Origin of the sequence: Microbispora sp. H11081, from assembly GCF_012999535.1 — a bacterium.
In the GTDB taxonomy this organism is placed as follows: domain Bacteria; phylum Actinomycetota; class Actinomycetes; order Streptosporangiales; family Streptosporangiaceae; genus Microbispora.
The window spans coordinates 105,839-132,656 of the sequence record NZ_JABBWV010000005.1 but is presented as its reverse complement, the minus strand read 5'-3'; the positions used below and the strand labels follow the sequence as shown (position 1 = coordinate 132,656).

The window sequence follows — 26,818 nt, the reverse complement described above, 5'->3', positions numbered from 1 at the left end:
GCCTCTAGAGACTGATGATCGCGGGGTGGCGCGGGTCCTCGACGCGGACGGTCACGTCCGCGGCCCGCGCCGGGCCCGTCTCGCGCTCGTACCGTTCGTAGGCGGGCAGCGTCCACCGCTCCTCGGGCGGCGTGCGGCGGGCCAGCGCGGCGGCCGACATGGACAGGTGGACGGTCAGGTCGAACGGCAGGCCGCGCCCGAGCAGCAGCGCGCCGTCGAGCAGCACCACACCGCCCGGTCGCAGCGTCACGTAGCCGGCGCGGGTGGCCCGGTCGCGCACGCTGTCCCACAGCGAGGGCAGCACCCGGCCCGTACGGCCCTTCTCCAGCGGTCCGAGCACCTCACGGCGCAGGCCGCCCACGTCCAGCCACTCGTCGTGGAACGCGTCGGGGTCGGTCCTGCCGAACTCCAGTCGCAGCGAGGCCGGGCGCAGGAACCCCGCCGCGGGCACCCGCAGGACGTCCCGGCCGCGCAGGCGCAGCGGCTCCACCAGGTCGTCGGCCAGCCGTCCGGGCTCGGCGGGGGGAGCGCCGTCGACGGCGACGCGCACCCACGCGTCGCGCGGCCGGCCGGCGATCAGGTCGGCGAGTTCCTCCACGAGCAGGGACGGGGCGACGGGACGGGCACGCACCCCTCAATCATTGCCCCAATCATCGCCAACAGTCCCTAGTGGCTCGTGACGAAGGTCCCCTCCTGCCAGGGTCCGGTAGCCCTGGGGGAGAGAACGCGTCTCGGCCAGGCTTCAGACGTCCCTCATGACTGTGGAGCCCCCATGGACGTCCTTGACCTGTCTCGGTGGCAGTTCGGCATCACGACCGTCTACCACTTCCTGTTCGTGCCTCTGACCATCGGATTGTCGGTCCTGGTGGCCGGTTTCCAAACGGCCTGGCACCGTACGGGGAACGCGGCGTATCTGCGGATGACGAAGTTCTGGGGCAGGCTCTTCCTGATCAACTTCGCGATGGGCGTCGTCACGGGCATCGTCCAGGAGTTCCAGTTCGGGATGAACTGGAGCGCCTACTCGCGGTTCGTCGGGGACGTGTTCGGCGCGCCGCTGGCGATGGAGGGACTGATGGCCTTCTTCCTGGAGTCCACCTTCCTCGGCCTGTGGATATTCGGCTGGGACAAGCTGCCGAAGAGGGTCCATCTCGCCACGATCTGGCTGGCCGCGATCGGCACCAACCTCTCGGCGTACTTCATCCTCGCGGCGAACTCGTGGATGCAGCACCCGGTCGGCTACCGGCTCAACCCCGTCACCGGGCGCGCCGAGCTCACCGACATCTGGGCCGTGCTGACCAACTCGACCACCCTCGCGGCGTTTCCCCACGTCATCTTCGGCGCGTTCGTGTCGGCGGGGGCGTTCGTCATCGGCGTGAGCGCCTGGCAACTCGCGCGCGGGCGCGAGAAGGACCTGTTCCGGAAGTCCGCCCGCACCGCCCTGGCGGTCACGCTGGTCGCGTCCGCGGGCGTGATGCTGAGCGGCCACTGGCAGGCGCAGATCATGACGGAGCAGCAGCCCATGAAGATGGCCGCCGCCGAGGCCCTGTGGGAGGACGAGACCTCCGCGGGCTTCTCCATCTTCGCGGTCGGCGACGTGGAGAACGGCCGCAACCACATCAACGTCCAGATCCCCTACGGCCTGAGCCTGCTGTCCACCAACACCCTGGACGGCAAGGTCGAGGGCATCAACGACATCCAGGCCAGGTATGAGGCGATGTACGGCCCCGGCGACTACCGGCCCGTCGTCGGCCTCGCGTACTGGTCGTTCCGGCTGATGATCGGCTTCGGCGCGCTGGCCGGGCTGCTCGCGCTGGCCGGGCTGTGGCTGACCAGGCGCGGACGGATGCCGGCCAACCCCTGGGTGTACCGGGCCGCCGTGTTCGGCATCGGCCTTCCCTTCCTGGCCAACACGCTCGGGTGGATCTTCACCGAGATGGGCCGCCAGCCGTGGACCGTGTTCGGCATCATGCGGACCGCGTCCGCCGTCTCCCCCGGCTCCGACGTCGTCGAGGTCGCCATCACCCTGGTCGGCTTCACGCTGGTCTACGCCGTGCTCGCGGTCATCGAGGTCCGCCTGCTGCTGAAGTTCATCCGCAAGGGGCCCGAGCCCGAGGACGCGGCCGGCGAGGACGTGCCCGCTCTCCCCGCACTCTCCTACTGAAGGACCGCCGTCATGGAACTCACCACCGTCTGGTTCCTGCTCATCGCCGTCCTCTGGACGGGCTACTTCGTGCTGGAGGGGTTCGACTTCGGCGTCGGCATCCTGCTGCCGGTGCTGGGCCGCGACGAGGCCGAGCGCGGCACGCTCGTGCGCTCCATCGGCCCGGTCTGGGACGGCAACGAGGTGTGGCTGCTGGTCGCGGGGGGTGCGACGTTCGCCGCCTTCCCCGAGTGGTACGCCACCCTGTTCAGCGGCTTCTACCTGCCGCTCTTCCTGATCCTGCTGGCCCTGATCGTGCGCGGGGTCGCCCTGGAGTACCGGTCGAAGAGCGACAGCACCCGGGGCTGGGACCGGGCGTTCTTCTGGGGCTCGCTCGGCCCGGCCTTCCTGTGGGGCGTGGCCTTCGCCAACATCGTGCGGGGCGTCCCGCTGGACGCCGACCACGAGTACACCGGCGGGCTGCTCACCCTGCTGAACCCGTACGCGCTGCTGGGCGGCCTGGCCACGCTGGCGCTCTTCACCCTGCACGGCGCCGTGTTCACCGCGTTGAAGACGACCGGTGAGCTGCGCGACAGGGCGAGGACGGCCGCCAGGTGGACCGGCCTGGCCGCCCTCGTCCTGGGCGGGACGTTCCTGCTGATCACCCAGCTCATGACCGGCACCGCGGGCACCTGGGCGAGCGTGGCGGTCGCCGCGGCGGGCATCGCCGGGGCGCTCGTCGCGACGCTGCGCGGCAGTGACGGCTGGGCCTTCGCCGCCAACGCCGCCGCGATCGTCGCGGTCACGGTCACGCTGTTCGGCGGACTGTGGCCGGACGTCATGCCCGCGCTCGACCCCGCCAACAGCCTGACCGTGCAGAACGCCGCGTCCACGCCGTACACGCTGGGCGTCATGACGTGGGTCGCGGCGATCTTCACGCCGGTGGTCCTCGCCTACCAGGCGTGGACCTACTGGGTGTTCCGCCGGCGTCTGACGGTCACGCGCTGAGCCGGCGGCCGGAGATCTGCTCGGGAGCCATGACGATGAAGTGGTCACGGTTCCCGGGCACCCACGGGGTGAGCGGCAGCCGCGACAGGCGGGCGATCTCCTCCGGCTCCGAGACCGCGCGGGCCGGGCCCACCGCGGTCACCGACCACCCCGTACGGCACGACGCGTCGAAGTCGTCGGCCTCGAAGGCGACGATGGCGTTGCGCGCGGCGGCGGCCAGCTTGGAACCCGCGGCGGTGCGGATGATGATGTTCCCGTCGAGCAGGCAGAAGTTGACCGGCTGGACGGCGGGGAGGGCACGATCGGTGAAGACGATCCTGCCGATGGGGGCGGAGGCCAGCAGGTCCAGACATTCTCCTCCGCTGAGGATCTCCAGGCCGGCCGAGTCGAGCTTCATGTCTGCAAGCCTGCGGGATCGACAGGCGGGCGGGTTAGGGACGAAGGTCCCGTTCTCGACGTCGATCGGCCTCCCGGCGACGGGCCGGGAGGCCGGGAGGCCCCGGAAACGACCGATCGGTGAGTCAGTGGCGGGACAGGCGGCGCAGGGCGTTCCTGAGCCTGCCGCCCAGCGGGGCGCGCCGCCGGGGCTGCGCGTCGCGGGCCACCCGCAACTCGGCGAGGGCCGTGGCCGCGTCCGGGCGCTTGGCCGGCGTGGGGTCGCGCATCCGCCGCACGAGGTCCATGACCTCGGGGGCGACGCCGCCGGCGTCCGGCTCGGCGTCCACGCCCGGCACGGGCAGCTCGCCGGTCAGGAGCTGGAAGGCGATCACCCCGGCCGAGTACACGTCGGCGGCGGGGGTCATCCGGTCGGGCCTGGCCCGGCACTCGGGGGCGACGTAGTGGACGTCGAGGATGTTCGGCAGCTCGTTGGCCACGGTGTGCTTGCGCGCGCCGGGCTTGGCGTAGTCGAAACCGGTCAGCAGCGCGTTGCCGTCGTCGGTGACGAGCACGCAGGCGGGGGTCAGCGAGCGGTGGATGACGTTGTTGGCGTGGACGTGGGCGAGGCCGTCCAGCATGTCCTCCATCACGCCGAGCTTGGCGTCGATGCCCAGCTTCCGCCCGGTCAGATGCAGGTGCAGCGCCTGCCCGTGCACGTCGTCGAGCACGAGCACGAACCGGCTCTCGTCGTCGATGGCGAAGAAGTCCCGCGAGCGTACGACGCAGGGGTGCGGCGGGATCTTGGCGAGCGACTGGTAGGCGTTGGCGATCCTGCGCTGCTCGGCGACCCGCCGCCGCTGCTCGGCCAGCGGGTCGGCGCGGTAGACCCGCAGCAGCACGGTTCCACTGGTGGGGGCGGTCGCGTTGACCGCGCGATACTCGGTGACCCGGCTGTCGCCGCCGAGTTGCTCCTCCACCTCCCAGTTGCCGAAGCGCGGCGGCGCGGTCGAGCGGCGCACGGTGCCGTTCAGCGCCTCGATGATCGCGGTCCGGTACGGCCCGGCGTCCCTGCTGCATCCGTGCCTGACCCGGGACGCGTCGCTGAGCATGGGGATGAGCCCGGCGATGGTGGTGACGTGGCGGGCGTCGCGGCCGCTGGGGTCGACGAGGACGGCTCCAGGGGCGGTCAGCACCACCACGTTGTCGACGTACAGCCGTTCCAGTTCGCGGTGCTCCTCGATCAGCAGGCCCTTCAGCGCCCGGGCGGTGCCGCGCAGCTTGGCCACGGGTGAGCCGAACGCCTCCCGGTGCTGGGGGAACCACCGGGTGCCCGACACCTCGAACCGGCCCCTGGCCCCCTTCACGTCGATCACCACGAGGGAGTGGCCGGTGAGCACGACCACGTCCACCTCGAACAGGTCGGCGCCGCGCGGCACCTCGATGTTGTGCAGCAGCAGCCAGTCGTCAGGGGCGTTGTCCCGCAGGTGCGCGATGACCCTTCGCTCGGCGTCATTGACGGGGCGTCCGCCACCGACGATCTGAGCCATCTCCGCTACTCCGCCTCTCTGACCAGATTGAGAACTTGATCCTCCTAGATAGCGGTATTCCCGCACTACCGCTGATTCCCCCGCATTGTCCCAGGGGAAATCTGGAGTTCCCACATCTGGCGCCCGGCGCGCCGGGTCGCATGATCGCCGTCGTGCCGGGGAGTGACCGAGTGAGGCCGGTAAGCGGGTTTGTGTCGGCGAGTGTCCGGAAACGGAGTATTTCATGCGAGTTGTCGTGGTTGGCGCGAGCGGGAACGTCGGCACGAGCGTGCTCACCTCCCTCGAGTCGGAGGCCGGCGTGACCTCGATCGTCGGGGTGGCCAGGCGGATGCCGGACTGGCGCCCGGCGAAGACCGAATGGCGTACGGCCGACGTCTACCGGGACGACCTCGACCCGATCTTCGCGGGCGCCGACGCGGTCGTGCACCTGGCCTGGCTCTTCCAGCCCACGCACGACCCGGTCGCCACGTGGAGGTCCAACGTGATCGGGAGCACGCGCGTCTTCGACGCCGCGGCGCGCGCCGGGGTCTCGGTGCTCGTGCACTCCTCGTCGGTCGGGGCGTACTCCCCCGGGCCCAAGAGCCCGCCGGTCGACGAGTCCTGGCCGACCCACGGCTGGCCGAACGCCGCGTACGGCCGGGAGAAGGCCTACGTCGAGCGCGTGCTCGACATCTTCGAGCGCGACCACCCGGAAATCCGCGTGGTGCGGATGCGGCCGGGGTTCATCTTCAAGGAGGAGGCGGCGACCGAGCAGCGGCGGCTGTTCGCCGGGCCGTTCCTGCCGCGGCGCCTGGTGCGCCCGGAGTTGCTCCCGTTCGTGCCGGACCTGCCGCGCCTGCGGTTCCAGGCGCTGCACTCGCGGGACGCGGGCGAGGCGTTCCGGCTGGCGCTCACCCGCGACGTGCGGGGGGCGTTCAACCTGGCCGCCGATCCGGTGATCGACCCCGCCGTGCTGGCGGACCTGCTCGGGGCGCGGCGGGTGCCCGTCCCGGCCGCCGTGGTGCGCACGGCGGTGTCGGCGGGCTGGCACCTGCGGCTGATCCCCGCCTCGCCCGGCATGGTGGAGATGGTCCTGCAGATTCCGATCATGGACACCACCCGCGCCCGTGAGGAACTGGGCTGGCGGCCGGGGCACGACGCCGTGGAGGCGCTGCGCACGGTGATCGAGGGCATGCGGGGCGGCGCCGGCATGGAGACCCCGCCGCTCGCGCCCGACTCGGGCCGGAATCGGCTCAAGGAGGTCACGACGGGCACGGGCACGCGTCCGTAACGCGGGCGGGCTGGTCGCGGCGCCCGCCGGGAGGCCGTCCGGCCGCGCCGCCCGCTCCGCATGGCGTGACCGTGGCGTCACGTTCGGTAACATTGCCTCCGGTGCCCCCATCCGATCGCCCGGATATGCCGCCCGATGCCGTCCTCTGAGACAAATGACGGCGTGTCGCGCGCTGACCCAAAATTCCGGAAAGGGCGACGGACAAATCGGACAGCTAACTACGCGTTGCAGGACATATCAGGACCAAAAGCTATCGCAAGCTGTTATCTGATCGTCACTCTTCGTACGGAACCCCGAATGTCGCTCGCATTCGTTGCGTGCACGGCGGCTCACCTGTGAACATCGGGGAAAGGTCCGGAATCCCTCCAACCGGGTCGGCGGCGCTGCGGCGGCGGGGATTCCGCCCATGGAGCGCTCCGTACCGGCTGGGAACGGATTCCTGATCGGGCCGATCGAGACGTCCGGGAGTCGTTCCCGGACAGCGCACATGGGGAGGGGGCCCCGATGACTGCTATCAGGCCCCGCGCGAGCGCGGGACGCCGTATCGAAGGGCGCATTCACGACCCGGAATTCGGCTCGTGGATCGCCGAGGTGGCCAGAGCGGTCCGGGACGTGGTTGACAGCACACCCCGGACCATCCGCCTCTGCGCCCTGATCGCGGTTGCCGCCGCGTCATGGGCATACCTCAGGTAGCCGTCCAGCAGCCTTGAGGAAAGGTGGTCGCGGACCCAGGTTAAGACGGCCGGAGAGCCCTGGAGACCAGGTTTACGGGATCGGGACGATCCCCGGGGTCAACCAAGGGCAGGCCGGGATGGTTTCCTGGGTCCGCGCCGCCCGCTCAGCCCGAGTGGGCGCCACGCAGGGAGGTGGCGCCCGCGGCCGGATCGTCGTCCACCCGCATGGACAGCCTGACGGTCGACTGACCGGGGACATGGTCGATGGTCACCGAGTCGCACAGTTCGCCCATGAGCCACAGTCCGAAGCCGCGGTCGGTGCGACCGCCGGGCCGCTCGCCCGGCACCGAACCCGGCCGCAGCACGCCGACACGGTCGGCGACGTCGACGGCGACCACGCCGCCGTCGCAGGAGATCGCGAGCGTGCCGGTGCCTCCACCGTGCTCCAGCACGTTGATGGCGGCCTCGTTGGCGGCGATGACGAGGTCGTCCAGCCGGGGGCCGGTGAGGCCTGCCTGCACGGCGTACCGCTGGATGTTCTCGCGCAGCGCCGCGAGATCATCCGTTATCGGCCACTGCCGGCGGTGATCCGCCACCTGTCCTCCTCGCCGCTGCCTTCCCGGCTGGGGCTGCCGCCCGATGCCTCCGAGGCTACCGTCTTGTTGCCCGTCCGATGCCTTCACCTGGGGGTGGTCCGGGCGCCGACCATCTCGAGGGCCTCAGGGAGGCCGGGAGCGACCGCGAAGGCGTTGATCAGCCCGGTGGTTCTGAAGATCCTCGTGAGCCGCGGGTTCATGCCCGCCAGCGTCACGGCGCCGTTCCGCTCCGCCAGCAGCTTGCGCATCGACAGCAGGACGCGGATGCCCGTGGAGTCGCAGAAGCTCAGCAGGCTCAGGTCGAGGACGAGCTCGCCCCGATCCTCGCCGAGGGCCGTCTCGACGTCCAGGCGCAGCCGTTCGGCGTTCGTGTAGTCCAGGGCGCCGTCGAGCGCGGCGACCAGCACGTGGTCGGCGACGGGGACGGACACGGGGGTCAGTACGACGGCGGCGGTCACGGGAGACACCTCGGGCGGACGCTACAACGCGGCCGGGGCTCCGGCCAGCCGCCAGTCTAGGGCAGTGACGCCGCGTAGCCGGGGTGTACGACCCCCTGAGATGCCCCTACGCCAAGAAACGCCATATATGGTTTTTCGCCCCATGGTTTAGGGGACGGGTGGACTGACCGACTGGACCCCTCCTCAGAGAAGATCGCTCATGGCGGACGTGACAAGGGAGGTCCGGTTCGACACCCTGCACGTCGTCACGCAGCCAGCCGTACGTCCAGCGACGCTCACGCTCGGGGTCGAGGAGGAGTTCCTGCTCGCCGACCCGCGAACCGGACGGGTCGTCCCGGCGGCGCGGGAGGTCCGCGAGCGGGCGGCAGGGCCGGGGGCGGACCGGCTGGTGTTCGAACTGACGCAGTTCCAACTGGAAAGCAACAGCACCGTGCACGTCAGCCTGGCGGACCTGCACGGCGATCTGCTCGCGTTGCGGTGCGCGGCCACCGGGGCCGCCGCGAGCGCGGGGCTGGGGCTCCTCGCGTGCGGCACGCCCCTGGACGGCAACGACGGGGTTCCGCCCCTGTCGCCGTGCCCGCGCTACCACGCCATGCATCGTGAGTTCGGAGCCGTCATGCGTGGCCAGGGGGTGTGCGGCTGCCACGTCCACGTGGGCATAGGGGACCGCGAGGAGGCGGTGCGGGTCAGCAACCACCTGCGGCCCTGGCTCCCGGTCCTGCAGGCGCTCGCGGCCAACTCGCCGATCGCGGACGGCGGCGACACCGGCTACGCGAGCTGGCGGGCGCTGATGATGGGCCGCTGGCCGAGCGCGCAGCCGCCGCCGTTCTTCCGGTCGCTGCGGCACTACGAGAGCCTCGTCGACGGCATGCTGGCCGGGGGCTCGATCATGGACAGGGGAATGATCTACTGGCTCGTCCGCCTGTCGGAGCACGTGCCGACGCTGGAGATCCGCGCGGCCGACGTGTGCCCGACCGCCGGGGAGGCCGTGATGCTGGCGGGGCTCGTCCGAGGGCTGGCCGAGACGGCGCTGCGGGACGTGCGGGCCGGCGTGCCCGCACCCGACGTCGAGGACACCCTGCTGCGGGCGGCCTACTGGCGGGCCGCCCGCGACGGCGTGGACGGGGAGGCCCTCGACCTGTTCGCCGGAGCCGGGGTTCACGGCAGCAGGGTGCCGGCCTGGCGCCTCGTGGACCGCCTGCTCGAGCACGTGCGGCCGGTGCTCGAGGAGAACGGCGACTGGGCGCCGCTGACCCTCCAGCTCGACCGCGTACGGCACAGCGGATCGGGGGCGGCGCGGCAGCGGGCGGCGTACGCCGGGCACGGCCGCCTGAGCGAGGTCGCCGAGTTGCTCATGAGGCAGACGGTCGCCTCCTGCTGGGCCTGATCCTCACTCCGCTCGTCACTCCGCTGCCGCGGGTGGAGAAGAACGCGGTTCCTGCCCTCGAACGACCTGTGAACGACCTGTGAACGACCTGTGCGGTCAGAGGCCCCCGCCCTCGGTGTGAGGGCGGGGGCCGTCGGTCAAACGGTCAGACCATGGAGACGTCGCGCGAAGCCGTCACCACCATGGCCGCGACTGCCTCGACGGGGGTGCCGTCGATGACGAACGTGTCGCGCAGCCGGGTCGCCTGAAGGACGATCTTCAAGATGCCGTGAACCCCGGTGAGCCGCATGGAACCGGCGGCCTTCTGGATGTCGTCCCGGGCATCCAGCAGCGCTTCCAGGCCGCTGGAGTCGCAGAACCGCAGATCGGACGCATCCACCACGATCGTGGTGCGACCCTGGCGGACAAGAGTCCCGACCGCCTTGCGGAGCGTGTCCCCGCTGGCGATGTCGAGTTCACCGCTCAGCGCGACCACGACGGCCGGCTGGTGATCGCTCACAGTAATCTCGAGCTGCTGCGTTGTCATATACGCGCCTTCATCCATATTTTTCGGGCGTACTGTCTTGGACGACGCTACCCGGCGAAGTGTCAGCTCCCGGTAATGCGCGACGGTCGATGGTATGCGAGTCCGTCCGCCAACCCCACCTGCACACCAGAATGTGGCAAATACGTAAAGATGTGGGGTTTCGCGGCGATCTCTGGTGAGGTGTCCGGGACCTTCCGGATCGGTACGGGATCAGCGGTAAATCCCGGTCTCGCAGGGGTTCTCGGCTCGGTGCCGGTCCCGCGACGCCTGGGCGGAGCGGGCGTGGCGGTCCGGTGGGGCCCGGGTCGCCGGTTCTCCCATGGCGGAAACTGGAGCGCTTCAAATGTGCGAGCGTTGCGCATAAGCGACGCTAACCGACCATTTCACGAATAATACATGCCATGCAACCTCTTTCTTGTTTGGTGTCATTTAGTGGCCCCAAAGGGCCGTGGTCCGGTGCTGCCGCAAAGCACTGACTGTGGCAGGAAGCGGTAATGGCGGGGCAACTTGCTGTCTTCCCATCGCCTGGTCCCGCCTCCGCCGATGCCGCACAGTTCTGGTACGGACAACGTCCCGATCCAGAAAGGGAAAAGAAATGACCAACCTGATCACCGCCCCCGCCCCCGCTCCCGTCTGGGACGAGCTGGAGGTGTGGGACGAGCTGGAGGTCTGGGACCAGCTCGTCTGGGACGAGCTCAAGGTCTGGGACGAGCTGGGCGCCGCGGTCCCCCGCTGACCCCCGCCTGGCGCCGGGCGGCCGGCGAGCACCGAGAGGAGAGGAGACGCATCTGAGCCGTCCCGGGAGCGCCACGGCACGGCGGACGGACCTCCGCCATTCCCGGCAGACGACAGGCGCCCGCACGTCGCGGACCTGCGGGCACCCGTCTCTCACCCCTTCCCCACCGTTCTCGATCCGCCCGGGATCGACCGACACCCCTCCCAGGGCGCGGTCTCCGCGACGGCCGCGCCCACGACCACCGACAGGAGAACGACCATGCCCACCACGGCGCCCCCCGCGACCGCGCCGGCCCACGACGGCAAGGTGCTGCTCGTGGCGGACGAGGGCGTCAAGCCCGCCGAGCAGATGACGCCCGCCGACGTCGACAAGAAGGTCGCCGATTTCTACACCGGCATCGGCGGCGAGGCGTTCTTCCGGGCGCTCGCCTCCCGGTTCTACGCGCTCGTCTCGCGGGACGAGGTGCTGCTCCCGCTCTTCGCGGTACACGACTGGGACCGGCACGCCGAGCGCCTGGCCGCCCACTACATCCAGATCTACGGCAGGAACGACCTCACCGCCGCCTGGGACCCCCGCATGCACCAGGCGCACAGCCACTTCCTCATCACCCGGGAGCAGCGGCTGCGCTGGCTGGCGCTGATGAAGGAGGCCGGCACGCTGCTGTCGGCCCCCGAGCCCTACTTCACCGAGTTCATGACCATCATGAAGATCGCCAGCGGCGAGATGATGGCGGTGTCGCGGGGCGCCGCGATCGCCAGGGGCGTCCGCTTCCACTGGGACGGGACGCCGCGATGAGCGCCCGGGCGCTCGACCGGGTGGCCGTCGCCGGGGCGGGGGCCGCCGGCGCCTTCTTCACGCTGGAACTGTCGCGCCTGCGTCCCGACGTGGCGATCGACCTGTACGACCGTGAGGACCGCTCACCCGGCGCGGGCATCGTGATGTCCTGGGAGTTCGCCGAGCGGGTCGGCGCGTCGCACCCCGGGGCGTTCGACCTGCCGCGCTCGGCCATGGCGACCTGGGACCGCACGCTCACCGTCGCGGGAGGAGAGCGCATCTGGTCGGGCGCGTACGGCATGTTCGGGCTGAGCAGGCGGGCGTTCCGCGCGCATCTGCGTTCCCTGGTGCGCGCGCTGCCCAACGTGCGCTTCGTCGAGCGGACTCTCACCACCCCGCCGGCGGGCCACGATCTCCTCGTCGCCGCCGACGGCGCGAACAGCCGGATGCGCGCGCCGTACGAGAAGGAGTTCGGCACCAGGACCACCACGGGTCGCACCCGGTTCCTGTGGATGAGCACGCCGGCCGTGCTGGAGCCGACCTTCGTGCTGCGCCCGGTGGACGGCGGGCTGCTGATCGTGCACTCCTATCCCCACGCGGACGGGGAGAGCACGTTCATCGTGGAGGCCGATCCCGGGACGCTCGCCCGTCAGGGCCTGCTCGACCGGCCGATCCCCGAGGTGGAGCGGGCGCTCGCGGAGATCTTCGCCGACGAACTCGGCGGCGCGCCCCTGCGCGCCCAGACCACGGGATGGCGGGCCTTCCCGACGATCTCCAACGAGCGATGGCACCACACTGTGCACGACACGGTGCACCACACGGTGCACGACGCCGCGGGGAGAGACGACGCCGGCAAGCACATCGTGCTGATCGGCGACGCGGCGCACACCGTGCACTTCTCGATCGGGTCGGGCACCGCCCTCGCCATCGACGACGCGCTCTGTCTCGCGCGCTCGCTCGCCGAGCGGCCGTCCGTCGCCGAGGGCCTCGCGGAGTACGCCGCGACGCGCAGGCCCGTGCTGCGGCGGACCCAGCAGGAGGCGCACGACAGCCAGCGGTGGTTCGAGACGCTCAGCCGCCGCGAGCGCCTGCGCGGGCACCAGACCGTGTTCGCGTTGCGCAGCCGCAGGGAGGCCAACACCTTCGAGCGGCTACGCGAGCGCGACCCCGAGTTCGTCGGCAGGGCCGTGGAGGTCCTGGCCGGAGGGCCCACGACGGCCGAGCCGGCCGAGTTGCCGATCACGATCGGCCATGCCCGCCTCACCGGTCGCATGGTCCACTTCGACGGCCACGCGGGCACGCTGCTCTTCCCGACCTCGCGCGGCGACGACCGCTGCCAGGTCGCCGGGCCGGAGGAGACGCTCGGCCACCGGGCGTCGTCCGTCGTGCTCGTCGAGGAGGGCAGGCACGCCGACCCCAGCGCGGTGGCGGGCCGGCTGAGGGCGACGGGCGCGTCCGCCGTCGGGCTGCTCGTCTCCGGCTTCCCGCGCCGCGCAGGAGGTGTACCGCCCAGGTTCGACTTCCTCGCCGTGCCAGCCCAGGAGGGCGCGGGCCGGGTCGAGCGCACCCGGTTGGCCGACCGCCTGCGGTACGAGACGGGCCTGCCGGTCCTGCTGCTGTCACCGCGGCGGCTGCCCCGCGACGAGATCAACACCCTGCTCGTGGCCGGGCGGATCGACATGGTCGCTTTCGCCGACGCCGAGGAGATCGCCCGCGTCGCGGCGGCCGAGCCGCGCGGGCACGCCGCCTGAACGGCCGCGCAATCTGGAAGATGTCCGCGCGGGGACGGCGGCGGGACAGTGAAGAGAATCACCACACACGACGTGGGCCGGGGAGATTCGGTGAGGAACGCCAGCACCACTGTGACGCCGGACGCGGCAAGCGGGCTGCGGTTCCTCGTGTCCGGCGGGCTGCCGGACGACTGGGACGAGCGGGCAGGGACGGCGCCCGCGACGCTGAGCAAGCGGTGGATCAACCTCGCCGAGGGCCGCGTCCCCGGGGGCCTGCGGACGTTCGGCCTGTACGACCCCGACGGCACGCTGACGATGGGCCTGTGCGGCGGCGTCCAGGACGCCCCCACCGGGCATCCGCGCTTCGACCCGTACGCCGTGCTCAGCGGGGCGTCGGCGGGCCCGGGCGTGGAGATCGCCACCGAGGGCCCGCATCCGTGGAAGGGCGTCGACCCCGAACACGTCTTCCCCGCCTGCGTGGTCATGTTCCCCAACTACGAGACGGTGCCGGCGGGCCGCGACGCCCGCGACCGGTTCACCGCCGAGGAGTTCGTGGGCGCGCTCACGCGCTGGACCCGCGAGCAGGGCATCCGCAGCGTCGTCCATCTCTATCTGCGTTCCGACCGCCCCGAGTATCTGGCCGCCCTGCAGTCGCACGGCGCCTGCCTCGTGCCGATGGCCGAGCGCTGTGACATGCGGGTGACCTGGACCGACTTCGACGGTTACCTCGCCACCCTGTCGCGCAACCGGCGTACGGCCGCGCGGCGCGAGACCAGGGAGATCCGTGAGCGCGGCATCGAGATCCGCGAGCGCGGGGTGCGGGACGAAGAACCCGACCTGGTGCGCCTGCGGTGCAACCTCGTCGCCAAGTACGGCGGCGTGGCCGACCCGGAGCGCGAGGCGGGCTCGCTGCGCTACCTGCGCGACCACTTCGGCGACGACCTGCTGGTCATCGAGGCGCGCAAGGACGGCAGAACGCTCGCGTTCAGCACGTTCATCCGCGACGGCGACGCGTGGACCGTGCTGATGAACGGCGCCGACTACGACGATCCCGCCGCATCGTTCGTCTACTTCGCCACCATGTTCTACCGGCCGGCCGAGCTCGCCCCCGCCGTCGGGGTGCGGACCATCGGGTACGGCATCGGGACCATCGCCGCGAAACGGTCGCGCGGTTGCACGACCACCACGTTGTACGCGGCCGTTCAGGTGAACGAGTGAGGGAGAGGCCTTGACTGTCACCGAGCAGAACGAGCAGACAGGACAGGAGACGGCCGACGGCCCGCCGTCGTCCCTGAAGCGCCTGATCACGCGGATGCTCCCGCCGCCGGGACCGGGCCGTATGCTCGTGCTGTGCTCGGCCGTGTCGAGCATCGGGAACGGCCTCTACCTCTCGGGGTCGGCGGTCTACTTCATCCGCGAGGTCGGGCTGTCGTCCGCGCAGGTGGGCCTAGGCCTGTCTCTCGTCGGCCTGATCAGCCTGCCGCTGAACGTGCCGCTCGGCTGGCTGGCCGACCGGTTCGGGCCGCGCGAGGTCACGATCGCCCTGGTGCTGGCCAAGGCCCTGGCGCTGTGCGCGGTGACGCTCGTCTCGTCGTTCCCCGCCTACCTGCTCGCGGTCGGCCTGCTCGGCGTGGCCGACGGCGGCGGCCAGGTGGCGAGAGGGGCGCTGATCTCCGGCCTGATGGGCCGTGAGGGCAGGGTCAAACTCTCGGCGTACCTGCGCTCGGTGTTCAACGCGGGGTTCACGCTGGGCGTGCTGGGGGCGGGCGTCGTCATCGCCATCGACACGCACGAGGCGTACCTGTCGCTGATGCTGGGCAACGCGGCCGCCATGGTCCTGGCCGTGGTCCTCTATCTGCGGCTGCCCCGGGTGCCCGGCACCCGCGAGGCGGGCAGGAAGGCCGATGGCGGCGGCTGGCTCGCCCTGCGCGACTGGCCCTACCTGGCGGTCGCCCAGGTGGCGGGCATCGCGAGGCTCGGGCCGACGGTCGCCGCGGTCGGCCTGCCGATCTGGCTGGTCACGCAGACGGAGGCGCCGCGTGCGCTGGCCGCCTGGCTCATGGCCATCAACACCGTCATGGTCGTGCTCCTGCAGGTCAGGGCGGCCCGCGACGCCGACACCGTGCGCGGGGCCGCGCGCCTGCAGCGGCTGACGTTCCTCAGCCTCGCCATCGCGTGCGTCGTCACGGGCCTGGCCTCCGGAGTGTCTCCGCTGGTCGCCACGCTGATCATGGTGGTGGCGATGGCGGTCTTCACGATGGGCGAGATCTGGGGCGAGGGCGCGCGCTGGGGCCTGCGCTACGAACTCGCGCCCGACAACGCGCAGGGGCAGTACGGCGGGATGTTCTCCTCGGGGGACGCGCTGGCCGCGATCGCCGGCCCGACGCTGGTGACGCTGCTGCCGGAGCGGTTCGGCCTCGGCGGCTGGGCGATGCTCGCCGTGGTGTTCGCCGTCGGACTCGCCCTGAGCGGCCCGGCCGTCCGGTGGGCAGAGCGCACCCGCCCGCGCTTCGCCGTCTCCTGAGCGCCTTCCCCACGACCCCCGACGAGACGCAGGTGAACGATGGCTGAGCCGTACGCCCCCATGCCGGACGACTGGCAGCGCGCGCTGGCGGTCGTGGCCCACCCCGACGACCTCGAGTACGGGCCCGCCCTGGCGGTCGCCGCCTGGACGGCCGCGGGCAAACAGGTCTCCTATCTGATGGTGTCGCGGGGCCAGGCGGGCATCGACGCGCTGCCTCCCGCCGAGGCCGGCCGGCTGCGCGAGGCCGAGCAGATCGAGGCCGCCGCGCTCGTGGGGGTCACCGACATCCGGTTCCTCGACTACCAGGACGGCGTCATCGAGTACGGCCTGCCGCTGCGCCGCGACATCGCCGCCGCCATCCGCGAGCAGCGCCCCGACATCGTGGTCACCCTGAACTTCCACGAGCGGTGGCGCGGCGGCGACTGGAACTCGCCCGACCACCGCAACGTGGGCAGGGCGCTGCTCGACGCCGCGGGCGACGCGGGCAACCGCTGGATCTTCCCCGAACTGGCCGAGCGGGGGCTGGAACCGTGGGGCGGCGTGCGCTTCGCCGCCGTGGGCGGATCCCCGTACGCCAAGCACGCGGTCGACGTGTCGTCGTCGTTCGAGAAGGGCGTCGCCGCGCTGGAGGCGCACCGGTCGTACCTGCCCGCCCTCCCGCCCGACCACCCGATGGCGGACGCGCGCGGCTTCCTTGAGCAGAAGGTGCGCAGGTTCGGCGAGCGGTTCGGCGGCGTTCCCGCCATCGCCTTCGAGGTCATCGGCATCTGACCCCCCCGGCCGGGCACGCGAACGGCCCCGGGAGACATCACCGAGACATCACCGGGGCCGTTCGCGTGTCACGGAAGTCAGGCGGCGGCGGCCGGGTTGGAACAGGCGACCGGCTCGTCCTCCTTCACGACGGGCACGTAGTCGGCGTGGTCGACGGCGCGCGCCCACACGGCCTCGAACGCCTCGACGCACCTGCGCACCAGCTCCGGGTCGTCGCTCAGCTCGTGCGGTCCGTACGTGCCGTCGCCGTGGAAGTGGGTGAAGCGGACGAGGCGGTTGTCGAACACCCAGAAGTCATTTCCGGGCAGGAACAGGTCGCTGGCCAGCCGGCGGGGCAGCCAGCGGACCTTCTCGCCGGCGGGGACGTTGACGATGGTCGTGGTCTCGTGCTCGTAGACGATGAAGTCCGTCACCGGCTCGGAGATGATGCGGGCGCGCCGCCAGTCCACACCGCGGCCGACCGTCTCGCCGACGAGGCGGACCCAGTCGCCGTGCCGGTCGTACTCGATCGGGATCCCGGCCTTCCAGTCGGTGTACACCGGGCCCTTGGGGGTGTAGACGTCCCGCATCTCAAGGTGGATCGCGGAGAACTCGGTGGCGGCGATGAGTTCCGCGAACGGGGGAACGTTCGACATGGGTTGACCTCCGTGGACGAGCCCGGCCGTCCGCTGGTCCGGATGGCCGAGCCTGGACAGCCTGCTCGTGAACCCTCATCATCACCGCCCGGGACCTGGGGGTCTTCTCGTAGGTTGCCGCACTCGCCGATCGCCCTGCGCGTGCGGGCGGCAGGCTGCTTGACTCGTGCCCGTACGGGTAGAGGGCCCGTTCCCGGTAGTCGGGCGAACGGGAGGATCGGCATGGCGGACGATATGACCGCGGCCAGGAACGCCGCGCGGGCGCTGTCGGGCAGGGTGCCCGGCTGGATGGTCTGGTACGGCGAGCGCACCGGACGCTTCTGGGCCGTTCCCCGGGTGTCGGAGGCCATCGTGCCGCGTCTGATCGAGGCGCCGTCCGCGGAGGACCTGGAGAAGGAGATCCGGCAGGTCGAGGGCCGGCCCGCGCGGGAGCAGCGGGACGAGCGGGAGCAGGCGCCCGGCGTGCCGCGCCCCGGGCAGCCGGGGGACACACGGCAGGAGACGCGACAGGACACACGGCAGGGGACGGCGGAGGCCGGCCGGGTTCCGGTGACCCGCTGAGGGCCCGTTCCAGCGCGCGCTCCGCACCACGACGCACCGGCCTGCCGGCAGGGCGCCGGTGACAGGCCCGCCGGGGGGTGGCTCATACGTGCGCTCCTTCCGAATCCAGCTCGTCAGTCGGCCGAACAGATCAACCGGTTAACGGGGCGGCGACCAGGTTCCGCCAGACGTTCAGTCGTGCCCTCTCCCCGGCGGCCGCAGGGATCGCCCGCGCCGCCGGTCACGACTCCCGGGCTGGTGGTAACCCCGCTTTCCGGACGGACCGAAAAGCGGGCGCCTATATTGACGTGAGTCCGCAAACAATATTGACGGTGACCGCAACATGGGGAAAATAGTCCAATATTAAGCTACTTGCGAGTACAATTTCGCCACCACGCACTGCCTCTGACCAGCGAATATGTCCCGAATGGTGATATTTATCGCGCAATATTTGCCATTGCGGAAGCAATTCCGGATCTAGTGCCATAATGTCGTGGGAGCGCTCCCGCGCGTTGGCTGCTATCTCCGCAGCGCCATCCGGCACGCCTGCCCATGGGGCACGTCAGAAGGAAGGTGCCGCGTCTTCATGACGGCATTCGGCAAGAGTCCTCCGTCCGGCCCGCATATCGACGGACACGTTCCCGTGGACGTGGTCCGCGCCGGCTCCCGCTCCTGGGCGACCCACCTGTGGTGGATCGCTCTGGTGGTGGGGGCCGCGGGCTTCGCCTTCGTGTGGCTGGCCACGCCACACACCAGGGAGATCGGATCCCCCTGGGAACTGGTGGCCAAGCTGTTCGCGTTCGCCTGCCTGTGCGTGGCGATCTCGGTGTTCCCGTGGGTGTCGCCCCGGCTGAACTGGCTGCTCTACATCCCGTTCGTCTTCTTCACCGGCTATCTCGTCCCGCGCATCAGCTGGTTCTACTACGGAGACGGCGCGCGGGCCCAGGGCGACAGCTTCTACACGCACCTCTACCTGCTGCTCTACCCGGGCATCGTGCTCACGGTGGCCGCCGCCTACCGCATCGGCGGGGGCTCCCCCGGCCGATGCCTGAAGATCATGGCGAGCGGGATCATCATCGTCTTCTCGGGCTTCCTCGACCTGATGTGGTTCGTCGTCAACCCCGTCGGCATCCCCGAGGTCATCGACGCGCCGCACATCAACCTGTTCACGGGAGGACCGATCTCGTTCGGCGCGACGATCGTGTTCGCGCTCGTCCACGTCCCGCTCGTTGTGGGGGTCAACCTGCTCCCCCTGGACCGCTGGATCGGCCGCCTGCTGGGCGCCGGCGACGGCTCCGGTGACCGCTGATGAGCCCGGTCGTGAACGTCTCCGTCGCCGCGCCCGCGTACAACGAGGCGGAAACCATCGCGGCGGTGGTGCGCGAGTGGCAGGACTACCTGGACGGCAACCCGGCCGTGGGCGAGTGGGAGATCGTCGTCTGCGACGACGGGAGCAGTGACGGGACCGGCGAGATCCTGGCGGCGCTGCGGGCCCGGTGCCCGAGGCTCGTCGTGGTGACGTTCGAACGCAACCGCGGCGCGGGCGCGGCCATCGCCGCCGCGATCGCCCACACCCGGCTCGACTGGGTGGTGCTGCTGGACTCCGACGGCCAGTTCCCGATCGCCAACCTCGACCGCGTCCTGCCGGGTCTGCGGGCGGGGGAGGGGCTGGCGTTCTCCGGAGCCCGGATCAGGAAGGCCGACGGCCTGGCGTACCGGTGGGGATCGGCGGCCAGCGGCGCCGTCGGCAACCTGCTCCTCGGGACGCGCTACCGCGACTTCAACTCGATCTTCAAGGTGGTGTGGGGCCCGCTCTTCCGCGCGCTGCCGCTGGAGTCGGGCGGGATGAACTGCTCGACCGAGATCACCGCGCGGGTCGCCGAACTCGGGCACGAGTGGGTGGAGGTGCCCATCGAGCACCGGGAGCGCGGCGGCGGCAGCCGGGGCTGGCGCTTCTGGCGCGGCGCCCGCGACCGGGCCCTGTTCGTCGCCTATCTCGGCCTGCGCCACTGGCTGCTGCGCCGGGGCGTCCTGCGCAGGACCACGCCGGAGCCGTACGAGACCGCCGCGACCGCCGAGGCGGTCGCCGAGGAGGTCCGATGAACGTCGCGGTGACGATGTTCTGCGGCGGACGGGGGGCGGCCAGCATCACCAGGGGCATGCTGGTCACCCCCGGCGTCGGTCTGTCGCTGGTCATCAACGGGTACGACAACGGCCTGTCCACCGGCGCGCTGCGCCGTTATCTGCCGGAGATGCTCGGGCCGTCGGACTTCCGCAAGAACCTCCTGCTGCACCTCGACCCCGCCGACCCGGCGCAGGCCGCGCTGGCGGGCCTCATCGAACACCGCCTGCCCGGCGGGACCACGCCCGCGGGGCTCACCGCCGTCGTCGAGGAGATCGCCCTGCGGCGCGGGCCGTTCGCCGCGCTGCCGGAGGCGGCCCGCGAGGCCGTCACGGCGGACCTTCGGGTGTTCGCCCGGCATCTCGCCAACCACCCGCACGGGCTCGACCTCGCCGAATGCGCGCTCGGCAACCTCGTGTTCGCCGGGGCCTACCTGCGGCTCGGGCGGGACTTCAACGCGGCCGTCGACGCCTGCGTCCGCACGTTCGGCTCGCCCGTACGGCTGCTCAACGTGACCAACGGGGAGAACGCCTACCTGACCGCGCTTCGGGGAGACGGCCGCCTGCTGGCCGACGAGGCCGACATCGTCGCCCCACAGGACCCGGGCGTGATCACCGACCTGTTCCTGCTGCGCGAGCCGCTCGGCGCGCGGCGGCGGGCCGAGCTCGAATCGCTGCCGCCCGGGTGGACCAGGCGCGTCCTGGGCCGCGAGCGCGCCGAGGTGACGCCGAACCCGCGGGCGCTCCAGGCGATCCGCGACGCCGACCTCGTCGTCTACGGCCCGGGCACCCCGCACTCCTCGCTGCTGCCGAGCTATCTCACGCCGGGCGTCGCGGACGCCGTCGCGGGGAGCAGGGCGGCGGCCAAGGTGTTCGTCGTCAACACCCGTGAGGACCACGACATCCGGGGGCTGAGCGCGCCGGAACTCGTGGACCGCACGCTGGCCTACCTCGACGACCCCCGCAACGAGCGGCGGACGGTGACCCACGTGCTCAGCCATCGCACGCCGGGCCCGGACGCCCCCGCGGTGCCGGAGGAGATCCTCGCCAGAGGGGAGTGGGCGGGAGCCCGCTGGGTCACCGCCGACCTGGCACACCACGACCGCGTGCACGACGCGGAGCGTACGGCCGGGGCCCTGCTCGCCATCCGCGACGAGGCGGCCCTGGCGCGGGTCCGATGACGGCTGCCCTCGCGGACGCGTGTGCCAGGCGCGTCTGGCTGTTCGACCTCGACGGCACCCTCGTGGACTCCTGTCCCGCCCACGAGACCGCCTTCCGGCAGGCCATCGCCGAGGTCGCGCCCGGCCTGCTGGCCTCCTTCCGGTACGCCGACCACGCGGGCGCGAGCACCCGCGAGGTGGCGGTGCGCCTGCTGGGCGACACCGGGGAGGCGGCCCGGCTGGCCCGGCTGAAGCAGCGGCTCTACCGCGAGCGGGCCGGCGCGGTGGCCGTGTTCCCCGGGGCGCGGCGGCTGCTCGGCCGGCTGGCGGAGGGCGGCCGCGACGCCTACCTCGTCACCAGCGGCAGCCGGGCGTCGGTCGAGCGGGTGCTCGCGGGGAGCGCGCTGGACGCCTACTTCCGTGGCGTCCTCACCAGCGACGACGTCCCGGCGAGCAAGCCCGATCCGGCGTTCTACGCGTACGCGTGCGACCACTGGGGCCTCGACCCCGGCGCGGTGGTGGTGCTGGAGGACTCCGCGCACGGAGTGGCGTCGGCGGTCGGCGCGGGCCTGCGGACCCTGCACGTCCACGTCGCGGAGCCCGCGCCCGGGGCGGTCGCGGTCCGCGACCTGGAAAAGCTCGTTTCTCTCCTCGACCCGGAGGTGTGCGGTGCCGGCTGAACGCGTGTGCGCGGTGATCCCGGCGGCCGGGCGGGGAACCCGCCTCGGCCTCGGCATCCCCAAGATCATGGTGGAGATCGCGGAAAACGTCACCGTGTGGGACGTGCTCTACCAGCGGCTGCGGCCGCTCGCCGAGCACATCCACGTCGTCATGTCGCCCGAGGGCGAGGGGCCGTTCCGCGCGCTCGCGGCCGGGCGGATCGCGAGCGGCGAGGTCTCGGTGAGCGTCCAGGACAGGCCCACCGGCATGGGCGGCGCGATCTTCGGAGCCGCCCCGCACTGGGACGCCTACGACGCGATCCTCGTCGTCTGGGGCGACCAGGCGGGCCTGTCCCCGGAGACGGCCGGCCGTGTCGTCGAGGCGCACGAAAAGGGGCTCACGATCCCGCTGGTGCCGATGCCCGATCCGTACGTGGAGTACGAACTGGACGACGACGGGACGCTGCTGCGCGTGCGCCAGTCGCGGGAGGGCGACGAGTGCCGCCCGGGCGGGCTCAGCGACGTGGGCGTGTTCTGCCTGAGCACCGATGGGCTCCACGAGGCGTGGACGCGCTACCTGGACGAGGCGGCCGTCGGCGCGCGTACGGGAGAGGTCAACTTCCTGCCGTTCCTGCCCTACCTGTCGCGGGAGCGCGCCTGGCCGCTGACGGTGGTGCCGGTGACCGACCCCGACGAGGCGCGTGGCGTCAACACGGCCGGCGACCTCGCGTTCGCGCGGCGGGCATACCTGCGGTGGGCGCGCTGACCGACCGGGCGGCCGGGCTCCTGGCCGCCCACCGCTGGGCGGCCGGGCCCACGCTGGTGAGCACCGTGGCCAGCGGCACGGCCGCCGCCACCACGCTCGTCATCGCGAGGGGCATCGGCGCCGCGGCGTTCGGCCACTTCACCGTCGTCCTCACGATCGCGCTGATCGTCACGGTCGTCATGCTGACCAGCCTCAACTCCGTCATGTTCCAGGAACTGCCGCGGGCCGAGTCGGCGCCGCGTCCGGACCGGCTGAGAACGGAACTGGTGACGACGGCGCTGCTGTGCACGCTCGCGCTGGGCGCGGCGGTGTTCGCCGCGGGGATGCTGGCCGCTCCGCTGCTGACCGGCGCGCTCGGCGTGGACACCCGCACGCTGGCCTTCGCGCTCGCGCTGGCGCTGTCGATGACGCTCAACCAGCTCACCGAGAGCTTCCTGCGCGGGCTGAAGAGGTTCCGCCTCGTCGCCGGGCTCAAGCTCGCCGTCGCCGTCGCCTATCTGGGCGGGGCCGCGTTCTTCCTGCTGGTCCTCGGCGTGCGGGACGCCGAGCCCTACCTGGTCGCGCTGATCGCCACCAACGTGGTCTTCGCCCTGGTCTCCTTCGCCGGGTTCGAGGTCGTGCCACGGGCCTGGTCGCGGGCGCTGGCCCGCTCGATCTACCGGCACGGCGCGTACGTCACCGTCATCGGCGCGCTCACGGCGGTGGTGTTCGGGATCGACGTCATCTTCCTCAACCACTGGGCGTCCAGGGCCGACGTCGGCGTCTACTCGCTCTACAACGGCTTCCCCAAACGGCTGCTCGGCGTGGTGTTCACCGACGGCGTCGGCCTGGTGCTGCTGCCCATGCTGGCGACGTCCGACAAGCCCGCCGTGATGCGGCGCATCGCCAGGCTCGCTCCGGCCGTGTTCGCGGCGACCGCCGTGTTCGCGTTCGCGGCGAGCACGGTGTTCTTCCTGGTCATGGGGGACGAGTATCCGTACTCGCTGGGCCTGATGGCGCTGTCGGCGCTCGGGATCGGCGCGCACACGGTCTTCAACCTCCAGCAGGTCGCGCTGACCATGGACGGCGTGCGGGGCGCCAGGGTGCTCATCGGCTGCCTGCTGGCCGGCACCCCGCTCGCGCTCGCCTGCCAGGCGGCGCTCATCGCCTGGCAGGGACTGGTCGGCGGCCTGGTGGCCTTCGCTCTCAGCAATCTCGTCCTCGTGGCCGTCGTGACGGCCGTCTCCACCCGGCTCTACCGGCCGGCCGGCGCATCGGAGGTATCCGGGTGAGGATCGCCCACGTCATCAACCAGTTCCCGCCCAACATCACGGCGGGGCTCGGCCGGTACGCCGAGCTGATCGCCCCACACCTGGCCCGGCGCCAGGAGATGGCGGTATTCACGGTGAACGACGGCCGCCTGCCGGTGTGGGAGAGGACCGGCGGCATCACGGTGTGCCGCCCGCGCGGGCGGCTGCTCGGGTGGCTGCTCGGCGCGATCGCCCGCCGCAGGCGGCTCAACCGCACCCGGGGGGTGGAGTTCCTCCTGCTCGCGCTGACCGTCGTGGTGAGCAACTGGCGCTACTTCCTGCTCCTGCGGCGGCTGCGCCCCGACCGGCGGCCCGACCTCGTCGCCGTCCACGACTCGACGAACTTCCTGTGCGGCCTGCTGTGCCACTATTTGCTGCGCCTTCCTGTCGTGTTCCACGTCCACACCACCGAGTACGGCGTCGCACCGCAGCGCAGCATCGCCGACCCGCTCAACCTGTTCGCCGCGCTGGAGCGGTGGCTGGCGCGGATCTCCCGGCGGGTCGTGGTCGCCACCCCCGAGGTGCGTGAGCAACTGCTGACGGCGGGCTGGGACCGTTCGCCGATCGACGTCGTCCGCCTGGGCGGCACGTACGAGCAGGTGGTCGCCGACCCCGCGTTCGACCTCGGGAAGCTGCGCCTCGGCGCGGCGGACCTGCGGGCCAGGCTCGGCCTGGCCGAGAGCGACAGGGTGCTGCTGTTCGTCGGGCGGATCGAGCGGCAGAAGGGGATCTACCCGCTGCTCGAGGCCATGCCCCGCGTCAGCGCGGCGGTGCCCGGCGTACGCCTGGTGATCGTGGGGGAGGGCGACGAGGCCGGTGTGGCGCGGATCGCCGCCGAGTCGGGCCTCGGTGACCGGATCCTCACCTCCGGCGGTTTCGTGTCGGGGCAGGCGCTGCTGGAGTACTACGCGATGGCCGACGCCTGCGTCTTCCCCTCGCTCTTCGAGCCGTTCGGGCTGGTGGCGACCGAGGCGATGGCCCTGGCCAGGCCGGTGATCCTGGGCGACGGCTTCTCCCGGATCTTCCTCGGCGACCCGGAGGAGCCCGCCGTGCGGTTCGTGCGGGCGGCCGACCCCGGCGACATCGCCGACGGGGTGATCGAGGTCATGACGGACGCGGACCTGCGCGGGGCGCTCGCCGAGCGGGGCGAGCGGCTGGTGCGGGAGACGCTGAGCTGGAGCCGGGCCGCGGAGGAGACGCACGCCGTCTACGCGGAGGTGCTCGCGGCAAAGGCGACAGCGACAGCGACAGCTGCGGGGACGGAGACGACGTGATGATCTCGCTGGTGGTGCCGTGCTACAACGCCGCCAAGACGCTGCGGTTGTGCCTGGAGTCGGTGCTGGCGCAGACACGCCTGCCCGACGAGATCGTCGTGGTCGACGACGCGAGCACCGACGGCTCGGTGGAGATCGCCGAGGAGCTGGGATGCCGGGTCGTCCGCCTGCCGGAGAACCGGGGCGTGTCGGCCGCCAGGAACGCGGGGATCGACGCCACCAAGGGTGACCTGATCTTCTTCCTCGACTCCGACGTGGCACTGCGGCCCGACGCCGTCGCGAAGGCGGCGGAGATCCTGGAGCACGACCCCGAGGTCGGCTGCGTCCACGGCGTCTACGACACCGTGCCGCTCATCGACGACGGTCCTGTCGAGTGGTATCGCATCCTGCACGCCGTGCACTGGCGCCGCCGCCACCTCGGCGAGGTCAACAGCGTCGTGTTCGCCCTCGCGGCCATCCGCCGCGACGTGATGCTCGCCGCGGGCAGGTTCGACGAGCGGCTGCGCGACTGCGAGGACGTGGAATACAGCAGCAGGCTCGCCGTACGCAGCCGGATCGTGCTGACCGACACGGTCGTAGGCCGCCACGACGACGGCAGCCGCCTGCTGCCGATCCTGACCGAGCAGTGGCGGCGGGCCCTGCCGCTGATCCCGCTCGCGCTGACCACCACCCGGCGCGGCGCGGCCAAGCCCGAGCACGCCAACAGCCCGGCCGGCATCCTCTCCTGCGCCCTCGCCCTGGCGAGCCTGGGCCTGGTGCTGCTGAGCGTGCCGTTCGGGCTGTTCCACCCCCTCCTGCCGGCCGTTCCCGCCGTGTTCGTCGCCGGGTTCGTCCTCGCCGATCCGGAGTTGGTCGGCTTCGTCCGGCGGCAGCGGGGGCTGCTCTTCGCGGCGTACTTCATGACCGTCCACCTGGCCGTTCACGTGGTGCTCGTCACCGGCCTCGCGGCCGGTTCGCTACGCCTGCTGACCGGCCAGAGGGAGAGCCGCGCCGAGACCGCGTGAGACGCTCAGGCGCAGCCGACGCGGCCGGTGCTCAGGGCGATGTCGTCCAGCCACAGGTCGTACGCCGCGGGTGAGGGGTTCCCCTGGTAGAGCTGCCAGCCGATCTTGACGGTGTCGAACTTGGGGAAGACGAAGTCGACGTCGTTGCCGCCGTGGTCGCGGGTGGAGACGGTGAGGTCGGGCTGGGCCACGCCGTCGAACCAGACAGAGATCTTGTTGTCGGCGGGGTCCATCCGCCACTCGACGCACTGCCACACCCCGGCCCGGGAGGGGGCCGACTCGCGCCAGTTGGTCCAGTCGCCGGTGGGGCCGCCGTCCGCGCCGACTCCCCACAGGGCCTTGCCCAGCGTGGGGACGTACTGCCCGCCGAGCGGCCGGACGATCTCCGGGCCCGCGCCGGTGGCCTCGACCAGCGTGTAGTGGGCCCAGTCGGGCGCGGTGGGGAACGCCTTCACGCGCAGCCGCATGCGGCCGTAGAAGCCGTTGCCTGGCGGGGCGAAGTCGTCCACCTTGAGGAACGCCCGCCCGTTGCCCTCGGTGTGCACGCGCAGCACCTTCTGCCCGCGCTCCGCGTGCTCCACGGTGACCGTGCCGTGCTTGGTGTCGACGCCCCACCGGAGGCTGGCCGCGCCGCCGACCGGCAGCGACTGGAAGTCCTCGCAGAACAGCGTGCCGCCCTTCGCGCAGGTTCCCGGCCCGTGTCCTGGCCCCTGACCCGGCCCCTGACCCGGGCCGGGGTTCGCGGAGGCGGCCGGGGCCGCCGTCAGCGGCAGCAGCAGGGCCAGGCAGGCAGCGGATAACAGTCGTCGCACGACGTGCTCCTTTTCCCAGTGACAGGGCACTTGTAAGGT

27 protein-coding genes are annotated in these 26,818 nt (G+C 71.6%); 19 read left to right on the top strand and 8 right to left on the bottom strand.

Annotation, left to right across the window (positions count from 1 at the left end):
• Positions 1–4 precede the first annotated feature (4 nt).
• The gene (locus HHX31_RS15460) at positions 5–631 is read right to left on the bottom strand and encodes a uridine kinase (RefSeq protein WP_169948977.1); all 627 of its coding nucleotides are present in this window, start codon (positions 629–631) and stop codon (positions 5–7) included.
• 141 nt (positions 632–772) lie between these two features.
• Between HHX31_RS15460 and HHX31_RS15455 the strand changes: the two genes are divergently transcribed.
• Both HHX31_RS15455 and cydB read left to right on the top strand, forming a co-directional pair.
• The gene (locus HHX31_RS15455) at positions 773–2,161 is read left to right on the top strand and encodes a cytochrome ubiquinol oxidase subunit I (protein ID WP_169948976.1); all 1,389 of its coding nucleotides are present in this window, start codon (positions 773–775) and stop codon (positions 2,159–2,161) included.
• Positions 2,162–2,173: 12 nt separating this feature from the next.
• A complete protein-coding gene (gene cydB, locus HHX31_RS15450; protein WP_169948975.1) occupies positions 2,174–3,148 on the top strand; it encodes a cytochrome d ubiquinol oxidase subunit II in 975 nt (324 codons plus the stop codon).
• Here cydB and HHX31_RS15445 read toward each other — a convergent pair.
• Positions 3,138–3,545 (bottom strand): pyridoxamine 5'-phosphate oxidase family protein, encoded by a 408-nt coding sequence (locus HHX31_RS15445; protein ID WP_169948974.1) that lies wholly within the window; start codon positions 3,543–3,545, stop codon positions 3,138–3,140. The two genes, cydB and HHX31_RS15445, sit on opposite strands and share 11 nt — an antisense overlap.
• A gap of 124 nt (positions 3,546–3,669) precedes the next feature.
• Complete coding sequence (locus HHX31_RS15440; RefSeq protein WP_169948973.1) at positions 3,670–5,073, bottom strand: methylation-associated defense system protein kinase MAD6; 1,404 nt, start codon at positions 5,071–5,073, stop codon at positions 3,670–3,672.
• A 223-nt stretch (positions 5,074–5,296) separates the two neighbouring features.
• Here HHX31_RS15440 and HHX31_RS15435 point away from each other — a divergent pair, with 223 nt between their 5' ends.
• Positions 5,297–6,343 carry an NAD-dependent epimerase/dehydratase family protein gene (locus tag HHX31_RS15435; RefSeq protein WP_169948972.1) on the top strand — a complete coding sequence of 349 codons (1,047 nt, stop codon included), beginning with the start codon at positions 5,297–5,299 and terminating at the stop codon, positions 6,341–6,343.
• 838 nt (positions 6,344–7,181) lie between these two features.
• Here HHX31_RS15435 and HHX31_RS15430 read toward each other — a convergent pair.
• Together HHX31_RS15430 and HHX31_RS15425 are read right to left on the bottom strand one after the other, a co-directional pair.
• Complete coding sequence (locus HHX31_RS15430; protein ID WP_169948971.1) at positions 7,182–7,613, bottom strand: ATP-binding protein; 432 nt, start codon at positions 7,611–7,613, stop codon at positions 7,182–7,184.
• 83 nt (positions 7,614–7,696) lie between these two features.
• Positions 7,697–8,071 (bottom strand): STAS domain-containing protein, encoded by a 375-nt coding sequence (locus tag HHX31_RS15425; RefSeq protein ID WP_169948970.1) that lies wholly within the window; start codon positions 8,069–8,071, stop codon positions 7,697–7,699.
• 199 nt (positions 8,072–8,270) lie between these two features.
• On the opposite strand from HHX31_RS15425, the gene HHX31_RS15420 reads away from it, so the two are divergent.
• Entirely contained in the window at positions 8,271–9,458 is a 1,188-nt protein-coding gene (locus HHX31_RS15420; RefSeq protein ID WP_169948969.1) for a glutamate--cysteine ligase, read from the top strand.
• Positions 9,459–9,603: 145 nt separating this feature from the next.
• On the opposite strand, the gene HHX31_RS15415 is transcribed toward HHX31_RS15420, so the two are convergent.
• Complete coding sequence (locus HHX31_RS15415; protein ID WP_169948968.1) at positions 9,604–9,984, bottom strand: STAS domain-containing protein; 381 nt, start codon at positions 9,982–9,984, stop codon at positions 9,604–9,606.
• A gap of 595 nt (positions 9,985–10,579) precedes the next feature.
• Between HHX31_RS15415 and HHX31_RS15410 the strand changes: the two genes are divergently transcribed.
• From HHX31_RS15410 to HHX31_RS15385, 6 genes are all read left to right on the top strand, one after another.
• Positions 10,580–10,720 carry a hypothetical protein gene (locus HHX31_RS15410; protein ID WP_169948967.1) on the top strand — a complete coding sequence of 47 codons (141 nt, stop codon included), beginning with the start codon at positions 10,580–10,582 and terminating at the stop codon, positions 10,718–10,720.
• Positions 10,721–10,978: 258 nt separating this feature from the next.
• Entirely contained in the window at positions 10,979–11,515 is a 537-nt protein-coding gene (locus HHX31_RS15405; RefSeq protein ID WP_169948966.1) for a truncated hemoglobin, read from the top strand.
• Positions 11,512–13,245, top strand: coding sequence for an FAD-dependent monooxygenase (locus HHX31_RS15400; protein WP_169948965.1), 1,734 nt, complete (start codon positions 11,512–11,514; stop codon positions 13,243–13,245). Before HHX31_RS15405 ends, HHX31_RS15400 begins: the two co-directional genes overlap by 4 nt.
• A 90-nt stretch (positions 13,246–13,335) precedes the next feature.
• Positions 13,336–14,442 carry a GNAT family N-acetyltransferase gene (locus HHX31_RS15395; protein WP_169948964.1) on the top strand — a complete coding sequence of 369 codons (1,107 nt, stop codon included), beginning with the start codon at positions 13,336–13,338 and terminating at the stop codon, positions 14,440–14,442.
• Positions 14,443–14,452: 10 nt separating this feature from the next.
• Positions 14,453–15,748, top strand: coding sequence for an MFS transporter (locus HHX31_RS15390; RefSeq protein WP_169948963.1), 1,296 nt, complete (start codon positions 14,453–14,455; stop codon positions 15,746–15,748).
• Between the two features lie 39 nt (positions 15,749–15,787).
• Positions 15,788–16,519, top strand: a complete 732-nt coding sequence (locus HHX31_RS15385; protein WP_169948962.1) for a PIG-L deacetylase family protein — start codon at positions 15,788–15,790, stop codon at positions 16,517–16,519.
• 77 nt (positions 16,520–16,596) lie between these two features.
• Here the strand turns inward: HHX31_RS15385 and HHX31_RS15380 are convergent, their stop codons facing one another.
• On the bottom strand, positions 16,597–17,154 hold the full coding sequence (locus HHX31_RS15380) for a DUF6879 family protein (protein WP_169948961.1): 558 nt from the start codon (positions 17,152–17,154) through the stop codon (positions 16,597–16,599).
• A 222-nt stretch (positions 17,155–17,376) separates the two neighbouring features.
• On the opposite strand from HHX31_RS15380, the gene HHX31_RS15375 reads away from it, so the two are divergent.
• From HHX31_RS15375 to HHX31_RS15335, 9 genes are all read left to right on the top strand, one after another.
• A complete protein-coding gene (locus HHX31_RS15375) occupies positions 17,377–17,715 on the top strand; it encodes a hypothetical protein (protein ID WP_169948960.1) in 339 nt (112 codons plus the stop codon).
• A gap of 565 nt (positions 17,716–18,280) precedes the next feature.
• A complete protein-coding gene (locus tag HHX31_RS15370; RefSeq protein ID WP_249346029.1) occupies positions 18,281–19,003 on the top strand; it encodes a hypothetical protein in 723 nt (240 codons plus the stop codon).
• Complete coding sequence (locus HHX31_RS15365) at positions 19,003–19,797, top strand: glycosyltransferase family 2 protein (RefSeq protein ID WP_169948959.1); 795 nt, start codon at positions 19,003–19,005, stop codon at positions 19,795–19,797. The genes HHX31_RS15370 and HHX31_RS15365 overlap by 1 nt, the downstream gene beginning before the upstream one ends.
• Positions 19,794–20,996 carry a 2-phospho-L-lactate transferase CofD family protein gene (locus tag HHX31_RS15360; protein ID WP_169948958.1) on the top strand — a complete coding sequence of 401 codons (1,203 nt, stop codon included), beginning with the start codon at positions 19,794–19,796 and terminating at the stop codon, positions 20,994–20,996. The genes HHX31_RS15365 and HHX31_RS15360 overlap by 4 nt, the downstream gene beginning before the upstream one ends.
• Complete coding sequence (locus HHX31_RS15355; protein ID WP_169948957.1) at positions 20,993–21,655, top strand: HAD family phosphatase; 663 nt, start codon at positions 20,993–20,995, stop codon at positions 21,653–21,655. Before HHX31_RS15360 ends, HHX31_RS15355 begins: the two co-directional genes overlap by 4 nt.
• Complete coding sequence (locus tag HHX31_RS15350) at positions 21,645–22,400, top strand: NTP transferase domain-containing protein (RefSeq protein WP_311931809.1); 756 nt, start codon at positions 21,645–21,647, stop codon at positions 22,398–22,400. Before HHX31_RS15355 ends, HHX31_RS15350 begins: the two co-directional genes overlap by 11 nt.
• The gene (locus HHX31_RS15345; RefSeq protein WP_311931808.1) at positions 22,388–23,671 is read left to right on the top strand and encodes an oligosaccharide flippase family protein; all 1,284 of its coding nucleotides are present in this window, start codon (positions 22,388–22,390) and stop codon (positions 23,669–23,671) included. The genes HHX31_RS15350 and HHX31_RS15345 overlap by 13 nt, the downstream gene beginning before the upstream one ends.
• On the top strand, positions 23,668–24,963 hold the full coding sequence (locus HHX31_RS35680) for a glycosyltransferase family 4 protein (RefSeq protein WP_169948956.1): 1,296 nt from the start codon (positions 23,668–23,670) through the stop codon (positions 24,961–24,963). Before HHX31_RS15345 ends, HHX31_RS35680 begins: the two co-directional genes overlap by 4 nt.
• A complete protein-coding gene (locus tag HHX31_RS15335; protein ID WP_211589807.1) occupies positions 24,963–25,967 on the top strand; it encodes a glycosyltransferase family 2 protein in 1,005 nt (334 codons plus the stop codon). Before HHX31_RS35680 ends, HHX31_RS15335 begins: the two co-directional genes overlap by 1 nt.
• A 5-nt stretch (positions 25,968–25,972) precedes the next feature.
• On the opposite strand, the gene HHX31_RS15330 is transcribed toward HHX31_RS15335, so the two are convergent.
• Positions 25,973–26,779, bottom strand: coding sequence for a hypothetical protein (locus tag HHX31_RS15330; RefSeq protein WP_169948955.1), 807 nt, complete (start codon positions 26,777–26,779; stop codon positions 25,973–25,975).
• Positions 26,780–26,818 lie beyond the last annotated feature (39 nt).